Here is an 18,100-nt window from a genome sequence, read left to right as displayed (position 1 = left end):
TCACCCCTGCTGTTCGGTCCCTTCGCCCGATCCCGGTCCCGGAATGGCGATGCAGCGCTGGCGCGTGCCGCCGTCGGCGGTCTGTTCGACGCGCGGAGCGATGCTGGCGACGGTCGTGCCGTCGGCCTGATAGGTGGCCAGGAACTGGCAGCCGGTCTGGACGTCGGTCACCACATAGATGCCGGGCTGGTCGGTCGGCATCCGGGTCAGATTGGCGGTCACCACGCCGCGCAGGGCGCCGACGGGATCATTGGCCGCCTGCTGGATCTGGTCGGCGCGGGTGTTGATCTCGGTCGCCGTGGCCGAGGCCTTGGCGGCGGTATCCTCGATTTCCTGCAGGGTGGACACCGCCTCATCACAGGCGGCGACAAGTCCGAACAGGGCGGAGACGGCGAGAACGGGGATCAGTTTCATGCCGCCATTCTGCCCGAGCGCCAGCCCACGGTCAGGCTGACACAAGGTCTCACCGGCTCGCCCCTCTGTTCCCCGCCTTGACCCCGCCGCAGACGCATGGCCTTTGCGCCGCCTGATGAAGACCGCTGATTTCGACTTCCACCTGCCCGACGACCACATCGCGCTGCGCCCCGCCGAGCCGCGCGATTCCGCGCGTCTGCTGGTCGTGCGTCAGGAGGGGCTGGAGGACCGGATCATCCGTGATCTGCCCGACTTCCTGCGTCCCGGCGACGCCCTGGTGTTCAACGACACCCGCGTAATCCCGGCCCGGCTGTCCGGTCTGCGCGAGCGGCCCAATCCCGGGATCGGCGGGGGCGAAGGCGAGACTCTGACCGTCGAGGTCGAGGCCACCCTGCACCACCGCGACGCCCCGGACGTCTGGTCCGCCTTCATGAAGCCGGGCAAGCGCATCAAGGACGGCGACCGGGTCCGGTTCGGCCTGATGACTGACGGCGCCTGCGATCTGGGCCGTCTGGACGCCACCGTCACCGGCAAGGGCGACGACGGCCTAGTCACCCTGAAATTCGACCTGTCCGGCCCGGCGCTGGACGACGCCATCCGCGACGTCGGGGTCATGCCCCTGCCGCCCTATATCGCCGCCAAACGTCCCGAAGACGACCGCGACCGGTCCGACTACCAGACCGTCTTCGCCGAGCATGACGGCTCGGTCGCCGCCCCCACGGCGGGCCTGCACTTCACCCCCGCCCTGCTGGAGGCGATCCGGACGAAGGGCGTCTCGACCCACGCCGTCACCCTGCACGTCGGCGCGGGCACCTTCCTGCCGGTCAAGGCGGACGACACCGCCGACCACAAGATGCACAGCGAGTGGGGCGAGGTCTCGCAGGAGACCGCCGACGCCCTGAACGCCGTCCATGCCGACGGCGGTCGCATCGTCTGCGTCGGCACCACATCGCTGCGGCTGCTGGAAAGCGCGACCGGCGAGGACGGCGTGGTGAAGCCGTTCCACGGCGACACCGCCATCTTCATCACCCCCGGCTACCGCTTCCGCGCCGTGGACGTGCTGATGACCAACTTCCACCTGCCGAAGTCGACCCTGTTCATGTTGGTCAGCGCCTTCGCGGGAATGGATGTGATGAAGGCCGCCTATGCCCACGCGGTCGCGGACGGCTATCGCTTCTATTCCTACGGCGACGGCAGCCTGCTGTTCCGGCGCCCCGCGGCATGAGCACCCTCCCCCGCCCCCTGATCCAGAGTCTCGAGATGCTGGCCGCCACGGCAGAGGCGCTGGAGCTCCGCAATGACTGGATCGTCTTCGGCGGCGCCGCCATGGCCCTGTCCGGCCTGCCCGACTGGCCCGTGCCCGACATCGACGTGCTGGCCTCCGAACACACCGCCAATGAGCTGATCGACGCCTTCGGCGGCCACATCATCACCCCGAAGACGCAGGATCGCTTCCGCTCGCGCCTGCTGGCCCGAATCGACACCACGCCCTTGCCGATCGAGATCATGGTCGGGCTGGAGGTGAAGACTGAAGATGGCTGGGCCCCGGTCAACTTCCGCACCCGCGTTGACCGCCCGGTTCAGGATCGCCACATCCCGACCGCCCGCACCGCCGAACAGGCCGCCATGGCCCGCCGCTTCGGACGCCCCAAGGACCTGCAGCGCGCCGAGGCGCTGGACAAGCTGACCGACTGATGACCTTCCCGTTCGACATCTCCGCCACCGATGGCCGCGCCCGCACCGGGGTGCTGAAGACCAGCCGCGGCGACATCCGCACCCCCGCCTTCATGCCCGTCGGCACCGCCGCCACGGTCAAGGCCCTGACCGTGGATCAGGTGAAGCAGACCGGCGCCGATATCCTGCTGGGCAACACCTATCACCTGATGCTGCGCCCCGGGCCGGAGCGGATGGAGCGCCTCGGCGGCCTCCACAACTTCATGCGCTGGGACAAACCTATCCTGACGGACTCGGGCGGCTTTCAGGTCATGTCCCTGTCGGGCATCTCCAAGCTGACCGAGGAGGCGGTGACCTTCTCCAGCCATATCGACGGCTCCAAGCACGTCCTGACGCCGGAACGCTCCATCGAGATCCAGGCCGACCGTCTGGGCTCCGACATCGTCATGCAGTTGGACGAATGCGTCGCCTGGCCCGCCGAGGAGAAGCGCGCCCGTCAGGGGATGGAGCTCTCCGCCCGCTGGGCCCTCCGCTCGAAGAAAGCCTTCGGCGCCCGGGACACGCAGGCCCTGTTCGGGATCCAGCAGGGCTCGACCTACGAGAACCTGCGCAAGGAGTCGTCCGAGCGCCTGCAGGAGATCGGCTTCGACGGATACGCCATCGGCGGCCTCGCCGTCGGCGAGGGCCATCAGGCCATGTGCGAGGTGCTGGACTATGCGCCCGAGTTCCTGCCCAAGGATCGCCCCCGCTACCTGATGGGCGTCGGCAAGCCGGTTGATCTGGTCGAAGCCGTCTGGCGCGGCGTCGACATGTTCGACTGCGTCCTGCCCACCCGCGCCGGTCGTCACGGCCAGGCCTGGACCTGGAACGGCCCGATCAACCTCAAGAACGCCCGCTTCGCCGAGGATCAGGACCCGCTGGATCCGGAAGTCCCCTGCCCCGCTTCGCAGGACTATTCAAAGGCTTACCTGCACCACCTGATCCGCGCCGACGAGATCCTCGGCAAGGTCCTGCTCAGCTGGCACAACATCGCCTTCTTCCAGGCCCTGACCGCCGCCATGCGCGAAGCGATCTCGGAAGGCCGGTTCGATCAGTTCCGCCGCGACTTCCACGCGCGCCATACGTCGAACTGACGCCATGCGGATCGAGAAGTCCGGCTTCCACGCCTACAACACCTATCTGGAAGAACCGCCCCGGCCCGAGGGCAACCAGACCGCGCTGCATCGCCACGTGATCATCATCGGCGGCGACAAATATTCGTTCTTCGCGCACTGGTCCGGCAAGTTCGCGCACAAGGGCGAGCGGATATCCTTCGATTGGGATTGGGACCGCACCGGCGAGTTCAGGAACATCGACAAGCCGTCGTTCCAGGCCTTCGCCAAGGACGGCAGCGTCCAGATCCGGGGCGACCGCACCGACAAGGCCCGTCGCTGAAGCCTACCGCCGGCTTCCGCCCCGCGGCCGGAACCAGCTCGGCGCCGCCGGCGGCGCGCAGTTCCGCTGCATGCCGACGCCCTTCAGGAAGGCCCGCCGCATCCGTCCGGCCTGCACCGCCGACTGCACCTTCAGCCGATGCCGCTCGGCCCCGCTCAGGCGGCGAATCCACGACCGCCCGGGGATGAAGTCGGTCGTCGTGTCGCGGATCGCGTCCAGCGCCGCCTTCGAGGCCGCATCGGCGGCGCGCTCGCTCAGATAGGGATTGTCCGGCGACGGCGGCTCGTCCGTATCCGGCCCCAGCGCCTCATTCAGCCGCGCGATCTCGGCGCCGATGGTGGTGCACTGGTTCAGATTGCGCAGGTCATAGGGATTGGCCTCGGCCTGCAGCAGCACGGTGGGGATGTACTCCCGCCGCAGGTTGAAATCGTCCAGCGGCGCCGTCGCGGCCGCGCCCAGCCCCGATCCGAAATCGCGCACAGCCTGCCCGCCTCCGCAGGCGGCGAGGACGAGAACGGCGGGGAGGAGGAACAGGGCGCGCATGCGCCTATCAATCACGCCGGGCGGCGTGACGAAAGCACTGCGATGTCAGGAGACCGATGGTACGTCCTCTCGGGCTCGAACCGAGGACCCTCTGATTAAAAGTCAGATGCTCTAACCAACTGAGCTAAGGACGCACATCGTGTCACCGGGTCGCGTCGGCGAATCCGGAGGCGCGGCTTTTCCAACATGTCGTCGCGCGGGTCAAGGTCCGCTCGACAGGTTCCTGACAGACCGGCTACGCAAGGGACATGACAGTCTCCGCCAAGCCCCTCTCCGGTCTCCGCATTCTCGAGTTCGACGGCCTCGGTCCCGTGACCTTCGCGGGCATGGTTCTGGCCGACATGGGAGCGGAGGTCCTGCGCCTGACCCGCAGCGCTTCAGCCGGCGCGGCGGCGTTCAGCGACGTAGGCGGCGAGGTCATGCACCGGGGCCGCGCGGCGGTGGCGGTCAACCTCAAGGACCCGGCCGACCACGCCCGCATCCTCGATCTGGTCGCGGGCGCCGACGCCATCATCGAGGGTTTCCGCCCGGGCGTCATGGAGCGGCTGGGGCTGGGACCGGAGGTGCTGGCCGCCCGCAACCCAGCGCTTGTCTTCGGCCGCGTCACCGGCTGGGGCCAGACCGGGCCGATGGCGGACAAGGTCGGGCACGACATCAACTACATCGGCCTCTCGGGCGCGCTGCACCCGCTGGGCGAGCCGGACCGCCCGCCCCGCGCGCCGCTGAACCTCGTCGGCGACTACGGCGGCGGGGCCATGTTCCTGGTCTCCGGCCTGCTGGCCGCCCTGTTGCAGGCCAAGACCACGGGCAAGGGCTCGGTCGTCGACGCCGCCATGACCGACGGTTCGGCCCTGCTGACCGGTCTGTTCCACGCCTTCCGCCCGCGCGGCCTGTGGAGCGACGCGCGCGGCGCCAATCTGCTGGACGGCGGCGCGCCCTTCTATCGCTGCTTCACCTGCAAGGATGGCCGGTTTGTCGCCGTCGGCGCGCTGGAGCCCCAGTTCTACGCCGCCCTGATCGCCGGCCTGGGCCTGACGCCCGAAGAGGCGCCGCAGTTCGACATGGCCAACTGGCCCGCCCTGCACGCCCGGTTCGAGGCCCTGTTCGCCACGCGCGACCGCGACGACTGGGCCGCCCACTTCGCCGACCTCGACGCCTGCGTCACCCCGGTGCTGACGATGGGCGAGGCCCCGGCCCATCCGCATAACGCCGCCCGCGCCACCTTCGTCGATCAGGGCGTGATCCAGCCCGCCCCTGCTCCGCGCTTCGACGGTCAGGCGACGCCCGAACCAGAACGCCCAGCCCTGTCCCTGGACGACGCCCTGGCGGCTTGGCGGGCCTGAGACCTCAGGCGGCCTCCGTCTCCCCGACCTCGACCGACCGGGCGCAGGCCGAGACCAGCGCGCCGGCCAGCGCCACCGGATCGATCGGCTTGGTCAGGAAGGCGTGGACGCCGACCGCCTCCCACGCCGCGCGGTGCACATCCAGCGCATTGGCGGTCAGGGCCACCACCGGCGTGTCCCCGTTCAGCTGACCCGACTGGCGAATACGGCGCGTGGCCTCCAGCCCGTCCATGACCGGCATCTGCATGTCCATCAGGATGGCGTCGAACCGCTCGACCCCGGCCATCTCCAGCGCCTCGGCGCCGTTCTCGACCAGCGTCAGCCGACAGCCGTGCGGCTCCAGCAGCAGCTTCAGGATGCGCCGGTTCACCTCGTGGTCGTCGGCGGCCAGGATGGAGCGGCCCTCCAGCGTCGTGGTCTCGTCCGTCACGGCCGGCGCGGCCGCCGGACGCGAGGCCGACACCTCCAGCGGCAGGGTCAGGGTGAAGGTCGAGCCCACGCCCGCCTCGCTCTGCACCGTCAGGCTGCCGCCCATGATCTCGGCCAGCTTGCGGCTGATCGACAGCCCAAGGCCGGTGCCGCCGTAGCGACGGGTGGTGCCCGCGTCGGCCTGTTCGAAGCTGTTGAACACCCGCGACAGCCGGTCCGCCGGAATGCCGCAACCGGTATCGGCCACCGCGACCGACAGCCGGGCGCCGTCCCAGTCGGCGGAGACGGTGATCTGCCCCTCGTCCGTGAACTTCACCGCATTGGAGATCAGGTTGAACAGGATCTGCTGGAAGCGTAGCGGGTCGGCCCGCACGCACTCCGGCACGGCGTCCGTCGCCTCGATCACCAACCGCACGCCGCTGGCCGCCGCGCGGGGCTCCCACAGCCGGGCCAGGGAGGCCAGCCGGGCGCGGACCTCCATGTCGTCCAGTTCCAGCTCCATCTTGCCCGCCTCGATCTTCGAGACGTCGAGCACATCGTTCAGCAGGCCCATCAGCACATCGCCGGCGTCGGTCAGCATCGACACATGCTCGGCCTGATCCCGGTCCAGATCGGTCCGGCGCAGCAGGTTGGCGGCCGAGATCACCGCATTCATCGGGGTGCGGATTTCGTGGCTGACCACGGCGAGGAAGTCGGACTTGGCGGCGCTGGCCTCCTCGGCCCGATCCCGCGCCTCCTGCGCCTGCTCCTTGGCGGTCTGGAGCAACTGGGTCGTGGCGCCGCTCTGGCGCACGGCCACGACGAGGTGGCTCATGTAGAGCAGACAGCCGATGCCGATCAGCAGCTCCTGCCACCGGCCCGTCAGGATGGCGGTCACCACCGGCAGGCCGAGGAAATAGGCGCCGTGCGTCGCCACCGCCGAGATCAGGATCGGCCGGACATGGTGCATATGCAGGCTGACGTGCAGCAGGCCGCCGGCGACCTGCACCAGGGCGAAGGTGCGCCCGACCTCCCCGCCCGCGAACCACAGCCAGGCGGCGATGGAGGAATAGATGGCCACCCCCAGCGCGGTCGTGGCGCAGGACAGCAGCACATAGGCCGGGTCCGGAACCCACTCGGGGTTCTCGCGGAAGCGGCGGAACACCGCCCAGTCGATCACCTGGCTCAGCAGGACGGCGACGAACCACGCCACCGGCCACACCCCGGGCGTGACCAGCCAGGCCGTGGCGCCGATGAAGGCCGCCAGCCCGATACGGGTCTTCAATTCCCGGAATCTCACCTGCGAGACGAGCGCGTAGGCGGTGACGGTCATGCGTTTCTCCCAAGCTTCAGGTTGCACTGAAATGTGAAAGGATTGGTTGCCGGGAATGATGACCGTCGTTCGCGGACCGGTTACACGGCGACAAGCGTGGCCGGACGCACCGACAGGTGTGCTTTCGCGCGAAACACTCTAATGGAACGGGCGATACGGCCATGCGTTGGATGGCCGAGCTTCGGGGAAGAATTCGACCATGAAACGCCTTGCCGCCCTTCTGGCCCTGACCGGCGCCCTCGCCGTCGCGGCGTGCGACGACCCGCGCCCGGCGCACGAGGACAGCCTGGCCGACGAGGCCGCCGAACAGGCGCCGCCGCCGGTCGCCGAGGACGCGGGCGTGCCGGCCGAAGCCGTCGCGCCGACCCCGCCGCCGACCGACTCCACCACCCTGCCGCCCGAAAAGCGGACGTCGGAAGAATCCGTCCAGCCGGAAAGCGAAACCCTCTTCTACTGAAGCGGCTCGCCGACCACGCCGCGTTCGCGCGGGACAGACGACGGCGGGAAGCGCCGGCGTGATTCAGGGGCCGTCCGGTCCATATTGAAGGTTCCAGTTTGACGTCACGGCCCGCCCTCTTCCTCTTCAGCCTGGCGGGCCTGGCCTTCGCGTCCGCCGCCGCGGCGGACCCTCGCGTGCAGATTCGGGGCGAACTGGACGGGGCCCTGCGCGAGCAACTGATCCGCGCCGTGGGCGAGGTTGACGGCCCGCCCGCCAACCGGTTCGAGGCCCGCCGCCGGGCGCGCGGCGCCATGGAGGCCGCCGAGGCCCTGCTGCGCTCCGAGGGCTATTACCAGCCGGTTCTGGAAGACATCGTCGAGGGCGAGGACGCCCCCGTGGCGATCATCAGCGTCACCCCCGGCCCGCGCTTCCTTCTGGCTGACCCGACCGTCCGCTGGGTCGCGCCCGAGCCGCAGGGCGAGACCGCCCAGGCCATCACCGGCGACATCGGTCTGAAGCCCGGCGATCCGGGCCGCGCCGTCGACGTCATCGCCGCCGAGGGCCGGATCGTCGCCGGACTGGTCCGCAACGGCTATGCCGACGCCCGCGCCGAGCCGCGCCGGGTGGTCGTTGATCACGCCGCCTTCACCGTCCAGCCCACCTACAACATCGCGGCGGGCGATCTGGTCCGTCTGGACGGCATCCGTCTGGAGACGCGCGGCCCGACCAACCCCGACTGGGTCGCCGGTCTGGCCACCTGGGCCGAGGGCGACGTCTACGATCCGGAGGACGTCGGCGAACTGGAACGCCGCCTGCTGGAAACAGGCGTCTACGACGGCGTCGGCGTGGCCCTGGCCCCGGCCGACCAGACGAACGCGGCGGGCAATCGTCCGATCATCGTCAGCCTGACCGACCGCCCGCGCCGCATCCTCGAGGCGGGCGCCACCTATTCGACCGCCGAAGGCTCCGGCATCGATGCCCGTTGGACCTGGCACAACCGCTTCGGACGCGCCGACACCCTGGTCTGGGACATTCGTATCGCCGACATCGACAGCCGGCTCGGCGTCAATCTCAGCCTGCCCCACTGGCGCCGCCCCGGTCAGACGCTGAAGCTCGACACCGCCCTGGTCAACGAAGACACCGACGCCTACGAGCGCGCCGCCTTCACCGTGGCGGCGGATCTGCAGCAGCGGATCGGCAAGACGTCGTGGTTCAGCTACGGCTTGGGACTGGACGTCGGTCACTACAACCAGACCCGGTTCGACCCGCTGACCCAGCTGCCGATCAATTTCGACCGCGACCTCTACATCCTGACCGGACGCGGCAGCTTCTATCTGGACCGGTCCAACGATCCCTTGGACCCGACGACGGGCTGGCGGCTGACCGCCTCGGCCCAACCGACCGCCGTGGGCGGCGAGGACACCGTCTTCTTCCTGCGCGCCGAGACCCAGGCGACCGCCTACCTGCCGCTGCAGGACAACGCCAAGACCGTTCTGGCGGGCCGTGTCCGCATCGGCTCCATCGTCGGCGGCGAAGAGCTGACCGTCCCGTCAGATCGCCTGTTCTATTCGGGCGGCGGCGGCTCGGTGCGCGGCTATGAATATCAGGGCGTCGGCCCCCGCCTGCCCGACAATACCCCGCGCGGCGGCCTCAGCCTGTTCGAGACCTCGCTGGAGATCCGCCGCGACGTCTGGCGCAGCTTCCAGGCCGTGGCCTTCGTGGACGCCGGCGCCATCGGCTTCCAGGAAACGCCGAACTTCAGCAACATGCGCTACGGTGCCGGTCTGGGGGTCCGCTACAAACTGCCGTTCGGTCCGATCCGCGCAGACGTGGCCTTCCCCCTCGACAAGCGTGAAGGCGACGCCAGCTTCCAGATCTACGTCAGCATCGGACAGGCGTTTTGACCGACGTTCCGCCCCCTGAGCTGACGCCGGAAGAGACACCGGCTGACACGCCCGCGAAGAAGGCGAAGCGCAAGCGCACCCGCCTGCAGGCCCTCGCCTTCTTCGGCGGCATGGCCTTCGCCGTCCTCGCCGCCCTTCTGGTCCTGCTGCTGGTCGGCGGGCGGATGTATCTGGTCAGCGACGCGGGCCGCGAACTGGTCACCAGCTTCGTCGCGGGCAAGAAGATCGGTCGCTACGGCCGGATCAATGTCGAGGGGGTCAAGGGCGACCTGTTCGACGACTTCACCATCGACCGCGTCACCGTCACTGACGCCAAGGGCGTCTGGCTGGAGGCCCGCGCCGTCCATGTCGACTGGAACTGGCTGCCGCTCACCACCCGCCGCTTCCATGCGACCGAGATCGAGGCCGACGTCATCCGCCTGATCCGCCGTCCGGAGGTCGAGCCCCCGACCGGTCCGTCCGGCCCCCAGCCCCTAACCATCGACATCGACCGCTTCGCCGCCAACGTCGAACTGCTGGAAGGCTTCTCGAAAGAGTATGGCCGCTGGAACCTGTCGGGCGAGGCCAACATCCCCCGGCGCGGGGCCAAGCACGTCGTCGTCAACGCCGACAGCCTCAGCCGCCCCGGCGATCACCTGCGCCTGAACGCCACCTTCGGCGGCGCCCTGCCCGAGACCCGTCTGAACCTGCGCGCGGTCGAGGCGCGCGGCGGCCCCATAGCGGGCGCCCTGGGCTATTCCCCTGACCAGCCCTTCCTCGCCTCGGCCCTCGTCAACGGCGAGATCGTGGATGCGGTCGTCCGCACCGGCGACTTCACGCCCCTGACCATCAAGGGCCGCTACGGCAAGGACAACACCCGCATCAGCGGCTATTTCGACTTCTCCGGCTCCGACCTGCTGGCCCCCTTCGTCGAGCGCATCGGGCGGACGGCGCGGTTCGGCTTCGCCACCACCCCGGACACGGACGGCGACGGCCAGCAGGGCGTGGCGTGGCGGCTGATCGCCGAGAACCTGACCTCGGACGCCAGCGGCCAGATCAGCGTCAAGGACCGCCGCAGCCGCGACGGCATCCGGCTGGAGATCGCCACCCCGTCGCTGACCCGGCTCGTCGGCGCACCGTCCGCCGGTCCCTCCGCCTATGTCGGCACCTTCAAGGGCGACGCCTCGAACTGGGCCCTGAACGGCGAGGTCGATCTGGTCGGGGTTCAGGCCTCCAGCTATGGCGCCCGCCGGGTGCGCGGCCCCCTCAACCTTCAGGTCCGCGCCGGGCGCATGGATCTGGACGGCGACATCCGCGCCGACGGCGGCGCCACCGCCGGCATCATCGGCGGTCTGCTGGGTCCCACCCCCCGCATCATCTTCGAGGCCGCCCGCCAGGCCGACGGCGCCATTCTGCTGGAGAAGATCGACGCCAAGGGTCAGGCGCTGGAGCTGAAGGGCTCGGGCGGTCGCAATCTGGCCGGCGGTCTCGGCTTCCGGGGCGAGGCGCGGATCACTGACGCCTCGAAGATTCACAGCGGTGCGCGCGGCGCCTTCGGCGGTCCCATGGCTGCCTCCATGGCCCGCTCGGGCGCGCCGTGGCGACTGACCTTCGACGGACGCGGACGCGGCCTGGCCACCGGTCAGGCCGAACTGGACCGCCTGCTGGGCGTCACGCCCCGCCTGCGACTGACCGGCGCCCTGAACAGCGGCCGCATCGAGGTCGAGCGCGCCGCCCTGACCGGCGCCCAGGGCTCGGCGGGCGCCCGGGGGCTGATCGAGGGCGACGGGCGGCTCCGGCTGGCGCTGAACTGGAACGCCCGGGGTCCCTTCGGCGTCGGCCCGGTCGAGATCGAGGGCGCCATGACCGGCGACGGCGCCCTGACCGGCACCTTGGCCCAGCCCCGCGTGGACCTGCGCGCCGCCTTCGGTCAGGTCAGCGCGGGCGCGCTGAAACTGACCGACGCCAATCTGATCCTCAGCTTCCGCAAGGGCGCCGACGCCTCTGACGGCCGTATCGCCGTCACCGCCGGCTCCAACTACGGTCCGGCGCGGGCCAGCGGGAACTTCTTCCTCGGCGGATCGCGCATCCGCCTGACCGACGTGGACCTCAACGCGGGCGGCGTGACGGCCCAAGGCGCCATCGCCCTGTCCAACCGCATTCCGTCCAGCGCCGACCTGACCTTCACCGCCCGCCCCGGCGCCTTCCTCGTCTCGGGCGAGGCCAACGGCCGGGTTCGCCTGACCGAGGGCGCCAATTCTGCGGGGGGCTCGGACACCGCCATTCTCGACATCAGCGGCCGCAACGTCCGCTTCGCCGGCTCGCCCTACATCATCCGCACCCTCGACCTCGATGGGCGCGGCACGCTGGACCGCCTGCCCTTCACCCTGAAGACCAACGTCATCGGCCCGACCCCGCTGTCGTTCGACGGTTCAGGGGTCTACGCCCGCGACGGCAAGGCCCAGTCCGTGGTGCTGGAGGGCGCGGGCTCCGTGCGCGAGATCGCCTTCACCACCCGCAGCCCCGCCGTGGTCGCCCTGTCCGGCGACGGGCGCGTGGCCCGCGTGGACCTGTCGGTCGGCGGCGGCGTCCTGACCGGGGAGATGCGCCAGGATTCCCGCGCCGCCATCATCGAGGCCAATCTGACCAGCGTGGACCTCGGCTCCATCGCTCCGGACGTGCGCGGTCGGGTCACTGGCCGCCTGTCCCTGCGCGGCTCGAGCGACGACCTGTCCGGCTCGGCCAATGTGAACCTCGAGGACCTGCGCAGCGTGGACGCGCCGCGCGGCCTGTCTGTCGACGGCACGCTGAACGCCACCCTCGTGGACAACACCCTGCGCATCCAGGCCCGCGCCACCGATGAGAACGCGGTGCAGGCCAGCGCGGACCTGAACCTGCCGGTCGAGGCCTCCGCCGCGCCGCTGCGTCTGGCCATCGCCCGCACCCGCCCCATGGAGGGCTCGGTCAATATTCGCGGCCAGATCCAGCCGATCTGGGACCTGTTCCTGGGCGGCGACCGCTCCCTGTCCGGTCAGATGAACGCCAACGCCACCCTCGGCGGCACCCTGAACGAGCCGCGCGTCAATGGCCGTCTGGATCTTCAGGACGGCGCCTTCCGCGACAACGCCACCGGGCTGCGGCTGCAGGGCGTCACCCTGAACAGCCGGTTCGACGACACCACCGCCCTGATCGAGACCTTCAACGCCAACGACGGTTCGGGCGGTCAGGTCAGCGGGGAAGGCCGCATCGGCCTGCGTCAGGGCTCGGGCTCCAGCTTCCAGCTTCTGCTGCGTCGCTTCCGCATTATCGACAACGACATCGCCGAGGCCCGCGCCTCCGGCCCCCTCACCGTCATCCGGGGTCAGGACGGCAACATCCGCCTGGCCGGGGAAATCTCTGTGGACGAGGCCCGCATCGAGGCCAATCCGCCCGGCTCCAACGGCATCGTCCGCATGGATGTGGTCGAGATCAACCGCCCCGGCGGCGACGTGCCCGAAGCCGAGCAGAACCGCACGCGCGGTCCCCAGATCGGAATGGACATCGCCATCCGCTCGCCCGGCGGCGACGTGCGCGTGGTCGGGCGCGGTCTGAACGTCGAGATGGGGGTCAATGCCCGCGTCACCGGCACCATCAGCCGCCCGATCCTGACCGGCACGGCCCGGGTGGTGCGAGGCGACTACGATTTCGCGGGCAAGCGCTTCATCTTCGACGACACCGGCTCGGTCACCCTGTCGACCCGTCCGGACCAGATCCGCCTGAACCTGTCGGCGACGCGCGAGGATCCGGCCCTGACCGCCACCATCCGCGTCACCGGCACGGCGGCGCGGCCCGAGATCGCCCTGACCTCGACCCCCGCCCTGCCGCAGGACGAAATCCTGTCGCAGGTGCTGTTCGGCCGCTCGGCCTCGCAGCTGTCGCCCTTCGAGGCGGCTCAGCTGGCGGCGGGCGTGGCCGCCCTGGCGGGTGGCGGCGGCTTCGATGTGATCGGGAACCTGCGCGAGCTGGCGGGTCTGGACCGCCTGTCCTTCGGCGGTCAGGCGTCCAGCCTGACTGTGGCGGGCGGACGCTACATCACCGACGACGTCTATCTGGAGATCATCGGCGGCGGCGAGGACGGGGCTGAGGTCAACGTCGAATGGCAGATTCGTCGCAACCTGACGGTCAGCTCCAAGTTCGGCGGACAGGGCAACGCGAGCCTGTCGATCCGTTGGCGCCGGCAAAGCCGCCAGCCGGGCGACGGATCCGGAGACCGCCGCCCGAACCGGTAGGCGTTAGTAGTTGTCGTCCTGGTTCGCGGCCTGGAAGCGGATCTTGTCCAGCTTCGAGGCGCCGCGGATGCCCGAGATGTGCAGGACGGTCTGCACCAGGGCGATGATGCCGGTCAGCGCCGTCTGCCACATCGGGATTTCCGGACGCTCCACCGGGCTCGGCATCATCTGGCCGATCATGGCCAGGGCGAAGCCGCCGATGACCAGCACCAGGAACAGGATCGGAATGATGATGTTCGGCTTCGCCCACTGCACGAAGGCGATGATGGCCTGAATGACCACAAAGGCGATGGCGACATAGAGCATCCCCTGCGCCATCGCGCCGGCCATGCTCGCCGCGGCCGGATCGGCGCCGGCGGCAGCCTGAGCGGCGGCCGCGATCTCGTCCTTCTTGACGATCATCTGCACGATGCCGACGATCCCGACGACAACGCCGACGCCGACGCCGATGGCGCTGGCGCGGGCGGCGCCCAGGGCCTCGCCTTCAGTGGTGATGGGGGCCGTCGGATTGATGGCCTTGATCCAGTCGGTCATGAAATCTTCCTCCAGGTTGAAGCCGCAGCCTAACCCGATCCCGTGACGAGTCGTAACCCGGCCTCGCTTCACCTTTGCCGCGCACCCCGTTAGGGTCCCGCCGATGCGGATTCTGCCTTCTGACCAGTCCGTGCTCGATCACGTCGCGGCCCGCGAAGCCGCCATCATCGGACGCGCGGTGGCGTGGGCGAACGTCAATTCCGGCAGCCGTCACGCCGCCGGGCTGAACGCCGTCCTCGCCCTGCTCGAGGCCGAGGCGCGCGCCCTGCCCGCGACCGTCGAGCGCATTCCCACCCGGGGCTCCACCACCGTGGCCGACGACGGCGCGGTGCGTGAGGAGGCGCACGCCGACGCGCTGAAGATCACCTGCCGCCCCGACGCCCCGCTCCAGGTCGTCCTGACCGGCCACTACGACACCGTCTTCCCCGAGACCTCGGGCTTCCAGACGGTCGTCACCCGCGCGGACGGCGCCCTGAACGGTCCCGGCATCGCCGACATGAAGGGCGGCATCTCCGTCCTGCTGGCGGCGCTGGAAGCCTTCGAGACCCATCCCGACCGCGAGCGCGTCGGCTGGACTGTCCTGCTGTCCCCGGACGAGGAGATCGGCTCCCCTGCCTCCGCCCCCCTGCTGGCGGAACTCGGCGCGCGCGGCCATGTCGGCATGACCTATGAACCCGCCCTCGCCGACGGCACCCTGGCCGGCGAACGCAAGGGCAGCGGCAACTACCACCTGATCGTCACCGGCAAGGCCGCCCACGCGGGCCGCGCCTTCCACGAAGGCGCCAACGCCGTCGCCGGCGCCGCCATCATCGCCGCCCGCCTCCACGCCCTGAACTGGGTGCGCGAGGGCGTCACCGTCAATGTGGCCAAGATCTCGGGCGGCGGCCCGCTCAATGTCGTCGCCGACAACGCCGTCGTCCGCTTCAACGTCCGCGTCCCCGACGCCCAGGCCTCGGCCTGGATTTCGGAGACGGTGCAGCAGATCGCCGCCGAGCCCCCCTTCCCCGGCCTGACGCTGGACCTGCACGGCGGCATGACCCGCGCGCCCAAGCCTATGGACGCCAGCCAGACCGCCCTGTTCGAGGCGGTGAAGGAAACCGGCGCCCTGCTGGGCCAGACCATCGCCTGGAAGCCCTCCGGCGGCGTCTGCGAGGGCAACAACCTGCACGCCGCGGGCCTGCCCAACATCGACACCCTCGGCGTCCTCGGCGGCGACATCCATTCGGATCAGGAATTCGCCTGGCCCGCCAGTTTCGTCGAACGGGCGCAACTTTCCGCGCTTATCTTGTGCAAGATCGCCTCGGGCGAGATCGACGCCCTCAAATTGAAGTCCCTGCGTCTGGAGACGATGTAACCCCATGCTCGTCGTCCGCCCCGCAGGCCCCGCCGACCTCGACCACCTGCTCGAACTCGCCATCCTCTCCGGCCCGGGCTTCACCAGCCTGCCGGAAGACCCGGACCAGCTGTCCGAACGTCTCGACCTCAGCCGCGACAGCTTCGCCGGCAAGATGGAGCCGCACGAGCGCTGGTACACCCTGATGCTCGAGGAGAGTGAAACCGGCGACGTCGACGGCATCGGCTCGGTGAAGGCCTCCGTCGGCCTGAAACGCCCCTTCTTCAGCTTCCGGGTCGTCAACAACGCCCAGTCCTCCCCTTCGCTCGGCATCAAGCTGGAACAGAAGACGCTGGTGCTGGTCAATGAATGCACCGGCTGGACCGAGGTCGGGTCGCTCTTCCTCAAGGCCGACCGGCGCAAGGGCGGCGCGGGCCGCTTGCTTAGCCAGTCTCGCTACATGCTGATCGGCGCCGAGCCCGAGCTGTTCAACGAGAACGTCCTGGCCGAGCTGCGCGGGGTCTTCACCCCCGACGGCGCCTGCCCCTTCTGGGATCACGTCGCCCATAAGTTCTTCCCCATGGAGTTCGATGAGGCCGACCGCCTGACCGGCGCCACGGACAAGCAGTTCATCCTCGACCTGGCCCCGCGTCACCCGATCTATCTCGAACTCCTGCCCGAGCCCGCCCGCGCGGTAATCGGCAAGGTCCATCCGCAGGGCGTGCCCGCCATGGCCCTGCTCGAGAGCGAGGGCTTCCGTCCCAACGGCCTGGTCGACATCTTCGACGCCGGTCCGACGGTCTCGTGCCAGCGCGACAACATCCGCACCGTCCGTGACGCCCGCCCCCTGACGGTCGCCGTCGCCGATGAGGTCGAGGCCGAACTGCCAGGCCTGATCTCGACCAACAGCGTGGGCGGCTTCCGCGCCGTCCGCCAGCGGGCCCATATCGAAGGCGACACCGCCACCTTGAACCGCGAGACCGCCGACGCCCTGAAGGTGAAGGCTGGTGACACCGTTCGTGTGAAGACCTGAGTGATCCCATGACCCAGTTCAAATCCATCGATCCCGCCACCGGCGAAACCGTCTGGGAAAGCGCGGCCGCCTCGACCGCCGAGGTGCAGGCCGCGACCGACCGCGCCCGCGCCGCCTTCCCCGATTGGGCCGACCGCCCCCGTCAGGACCGCATCGACGCGGTGAAGCGCTATCAGGCCGTGCTGAAGGAACGCGCGCCCCAGATCGCCGAGGCCATCAGCCGCGAAACCGGCAAGGCGCTGTGGGAAACCCAGACCGAGCTCACGGCCATGCAGGGCAAGGTCGACATCTCGATCCGCGCCTATGACGAGCGCACCGGCGAGCGCACCGCCGCCACCGCCTTCGGTTCGGCCACCCTGCGTCACCGTCCGCACGGCGTCGCCGCCGTCCTCGGGCCTTTCAACTTCCCCGGCCACCTGCCCAACGGCCACATTGTCCCGGCCCTGCTGGCGGGCGACACCGTCGTCTTCAAGCCGTCGGAGGAGACCCCCCTCACCGGTCAGCTGATGGCCGAAGCCTTCGCCGCCGCCGACCTGCCGACCGGCGTGGTCAATGTGGTGCAGGGCGGACGCGACACCGGCGCGGCCCTGCTGGACAGCGGCATCGACGCCCTGATGTTCACCGGCTCCGGCGCGGCGGGCGCCCACTTCCGGCGCAAATTCGCCGACGACCCGCACGTCATCCTCGCGCTCGAACTGGGCGGCAACAATCCGCTGGTCGTCTGGGACGCCGCCGACGCCGAGGCGGTCGCGGGAATCGCCGTCCAGTCCGCCTTCATCACCACCGGCCAGCGCTGCTCCTGCGCCCGCCGCCTGATCGTGCCGGAAGGTCCGCAGGGCGACGCCGTCATCGAGGCCGTCGCCGCCCTCAGCGACCGCCTGCTCTTCGCCCCCTGGAACAGCCCGACCGAGCCCTACGCCGGGCCGCTGATCTCCGAAAAGGCCGCCGCCGCCGCCCTCGCCGCCCTCCAGGAACGCATCGACGCGGGCGCCAAGGTCATCCGCGCCTCCGGTCCCGTCGGCAACCTGCCCGGCGCCTTCGTCAAACCGGCCATCATCGACGTCACCGACGTCAGCGTCCCCGACGAAGAGATGTTCGCCCCCTTCCTGTCGGTGACCCGCGTGTCGTCCTTCGAGGCCGCCATCGCCGAGGCCAACGCGACCCGCTACGGCCTGTCCGCCGGTCTGGTCAGCGACGATCCCGCGAACTGGCAGACATTCATCCGCCGCATCCGCGCGGGCGTGGTCAACTTCAACCGCCCGACCACCGGCGCCGCCGGCGACATGCCCTTCGGTGGCCTCGGCGCCAGCGGCAACCACCGGCCCTCCGCCTATTACGCCGCCGACTACTGCGCCTATCCGGTCGCCAGCTTCGAGGCCGAGGCGGTGAAGAACATCGAGAGCGAGATCAAGGGGTTGTCCTGATGGAGTTGAACCGCTTCTCGAGACCGGAACGGATCAA

15 protein-coding genes and 1 tRNA gene are annotated in these 18,100 nt (G+C 69.8%); 11 read left to right on the top strand and 5 right to left on the bottom strand.

All coding sequences use genetic code 11. The features are described 5' to 3' along the window. Complete coding sequence (locus ACTIEF_RS16510) at positions 1-414, bottom strand: hypothetical protein (protein WP_439473225.1); 414 nt, start codon at positions 412-414, stop codon at positions 1-3. 115 nt (positions 415-529) lie between these two features. On the opposite strand from ACTIEF_RS16510, the gene queA reads away from it, so the two are divergent. The 4 genes from queA to ACTIEF_RS16490 are packed head-to-tail and all read left to right on the top strand — an operon-like array spanning position 530 to position 3,522. Then, entirely contained in the window at positions 530-1,639 is a 1,110-nt protein-coding gene (gene queA / locus ACTIEF_RS16505; protein ID WP_439473224.1) for a tRNA preQ1(34) S-adenosylmethionine ribosyltransferase-isomerase QueA, read from the top strand. Continuing rightward, on the top strand, positions 1,636-2,109 hold the full coding sequence (locus ACTIEF_RS16500; protein WP_439473223.1) for a hypothetical protein: 474 nt from the start codon (positions 1,636-1,638) through the stop codon (positions 2,107-2,109). Before queA ends, ACTIEF_RS16500 begins: the two co-directional genes overlap by 4 nt. Then, a complete protein-coding gene (tgt, locus tag ACTIEF_RS16495; protein ID WP_439473284.1) occupies positions 2,106-3,221 on the top strand; it encodes a tRNA guanosine(34) transglycosylase Tgt in 1,116 nt (371 codons plus the stop codon). The genes ACTIEF_RS16500 and tgt overlap by 4 nt, the downstream gene beginning before the upstream one ends. Before the next feature lie 4 nt (positions 3,222-3,225). Beyond that, the gene (locus ACTIEF_RS16490; RefSeq protein WP_439473222.1) at positions 3,226-3,522 is read left to right on the top strand and encodes a hypothetical protein; all 297 of its coding nucleotides are present in this window, start codon (positions 3,226-3,228) and stop codon (positions 3,520-3,522) included. Positions 3,523-3,525: 3 nt separating this feature from the next. Here ACTIEF_RS16490 and ACTIEF_RS16485 read toward each other — a convergent pair whose 3' ends face one another. Beyond that, positions 3,526-4,065: a hypothetical protein gene (locus tag ACTIEF_RS16485; RefSeq protein WP_439473221.1), complete on the bottom strand. Its 540-nt coding sequence runs from the start codon at positions 4,063-4,065 to the stop codon at positions 3,526-3,528. Between the two features lie 57 nt (positions 4,066-4,122). Further along, positions 4,123-4,199: transfer RNA gene (locus ACTIEF_RS16480), tRNA-Lys, on the bottom strand. 114 nt (positions 4,200-4,313) lie between these two features. Here ACTIEF_RS16480 and ACTIEF_RS16475 point away from each other — a divergent pair. Then, entirely contained in the window at positions 4,314-5,408 is a 1,095-nt protein-coding gene (locus ACTIEF_RS16475; RefSeq protein WP_439473220.1) for a CaiB/BaiF CoA transferase family protein, read from the top strand. A 4-nt stretch (positions 5,409-5,412) separates the two neighbouring features. Here the strand turns inward: ACTIEF_RS16475 and ACTIEF_RS16470 are convergent, their stop codons facing one another. Next, positions 5,413-7,149, bottom strand: coding sequence for an ATP-binding protein (locus ACTIEF_RS16470; RefSeq protein ID WP_439473219.1), 1,737 nt, complete (start codon positions 7,147-7,149; stop codon positions 5,413-5,415). Between the two features lie 199 nt (positions 7,150-7,348). On the opposite strand from ACTIEF_RS16470, the gene ACTIEF_RS16465 reads away from it, so the two are divergent. The 3 genes from ACTIEF_RS16465 to ACTIEF_RS16455 all read left to right on the top strand — a co-directional run bounded on the left by ACTIEF_RS16465 (position 7,349) and on the right by ACTIEF_RS16455 (position 13,739). After that, a complete protein-coding gene (locus tag ACTIEF_RS16465) occupies positions 7,349-7,606 on the top strand; it encodes a hypothetical protein (RefSeq protein WP_439473218.1) in 258 nt (85 codons plus the stop codon). 98 nt (positions 7,607-7,704) lie between these two features. Next, positions 7,705-9,492, top strand: a complete 1,788-nt coding sequence (locus ACTIEF_RS16460; protein ID WP_439473217.1) for an autotransporter assembly complex protein TamA — start codon at positions 7,705-7,707, stop codon at positions 9,490-9,492. Continuing rightward, positions 9,489-13,739, top strand: a complete 4,251-nt coding sequence (locus ACTIEF_RS16455) for a translocation/assembly module TamB domain-containing protein (RefSeq protein ID WP_439473216.1) — start codon at positions 9,489-9,491, stop codon at positions 13,737-13,739. The genes ACTIEF_RS16460 and ACTIEF_RS16455 overlap by 4 nt, the downstream gene beginning before the upstream one ends. A 3-nt stretch (positions 13,740-13,742) precedes the next feature. Here ACTIEF_RS16455 and ACTIEF_RS16450 read toward each other — a convergent pair whose 3' ends face one another. After that, positions 13,743-14,273, bottom strand: a complete 531-nt coding sequence (locus ACTIEF_RS16450; RefSeq protein WP_439473215.1) for a hypothetical protein — start codon at positions 14,271-14,273, stop codon at positions 13,743-13,745. Positions 14,274-14,376: 103 nt separating this feature from the next. Here ACTIEF_RS16450 and ACTIEF_RS16445 point away from each other — a divergent pair, with 103 nt between their 5' ends. From ACTIEF_RS16445 to astD, 3 genes are read left to right on the top strand one after another with little or no spacing between them, the layout of a single operon-like run. Continuing rightward, positions 14,377-15,627: a hydrolase gene (locus ACTIEF_RS16445; RefSeq protein WP_439473214.1), complete on the top strand. Its 1,251-nt coding sequence runs from the start codon at positions 14,377-14,379 to the stop codon at positions 15,625-15,627. Between the two features lie 4 nt (positions 15,628-15,631). Further along, entirely contained in the window at positions 15,632-16,639 is a 1,008-nt protein-coding gene (locus ACTIEF_RS16440) for an arginine N-succinyltransferase (RefSeq protein WP_439473213.1), read from the top strand. Positions 16,640-16,647: 8 nt separating this feature from the next. Beyond that, positions 16,648-18,063 (top strand): succinylglutamate-semialdehyde dehydrogenase, encoded by a 1,416-nt coding sequence (gene astD, locus ACTIEF_RS16435; RefSeq protein WP_439473212.1) that lies wholly within the window; start codon positions 16,648-16,650, stop codon positions 18,061-18,063. The last annotated feature ends 37 nt before the right edge of the window (positions 18,064-18,100 follow it).

It is taken from the genome of Brevundimonas sp. (assembly GCF_051858995.1).
In the GTDB taxonomy this organism is placed as follows: domain Bacteria; phylum Pseudomonadota; class Alphaproteobacteria; order Caulobacterales; family Caulobacteraceae; genus Brevundimonas.
Note: the sequence above shows the minus strand (reverse complement) of the source record. Positions and strands in the feature narration are given on the sequence as shown.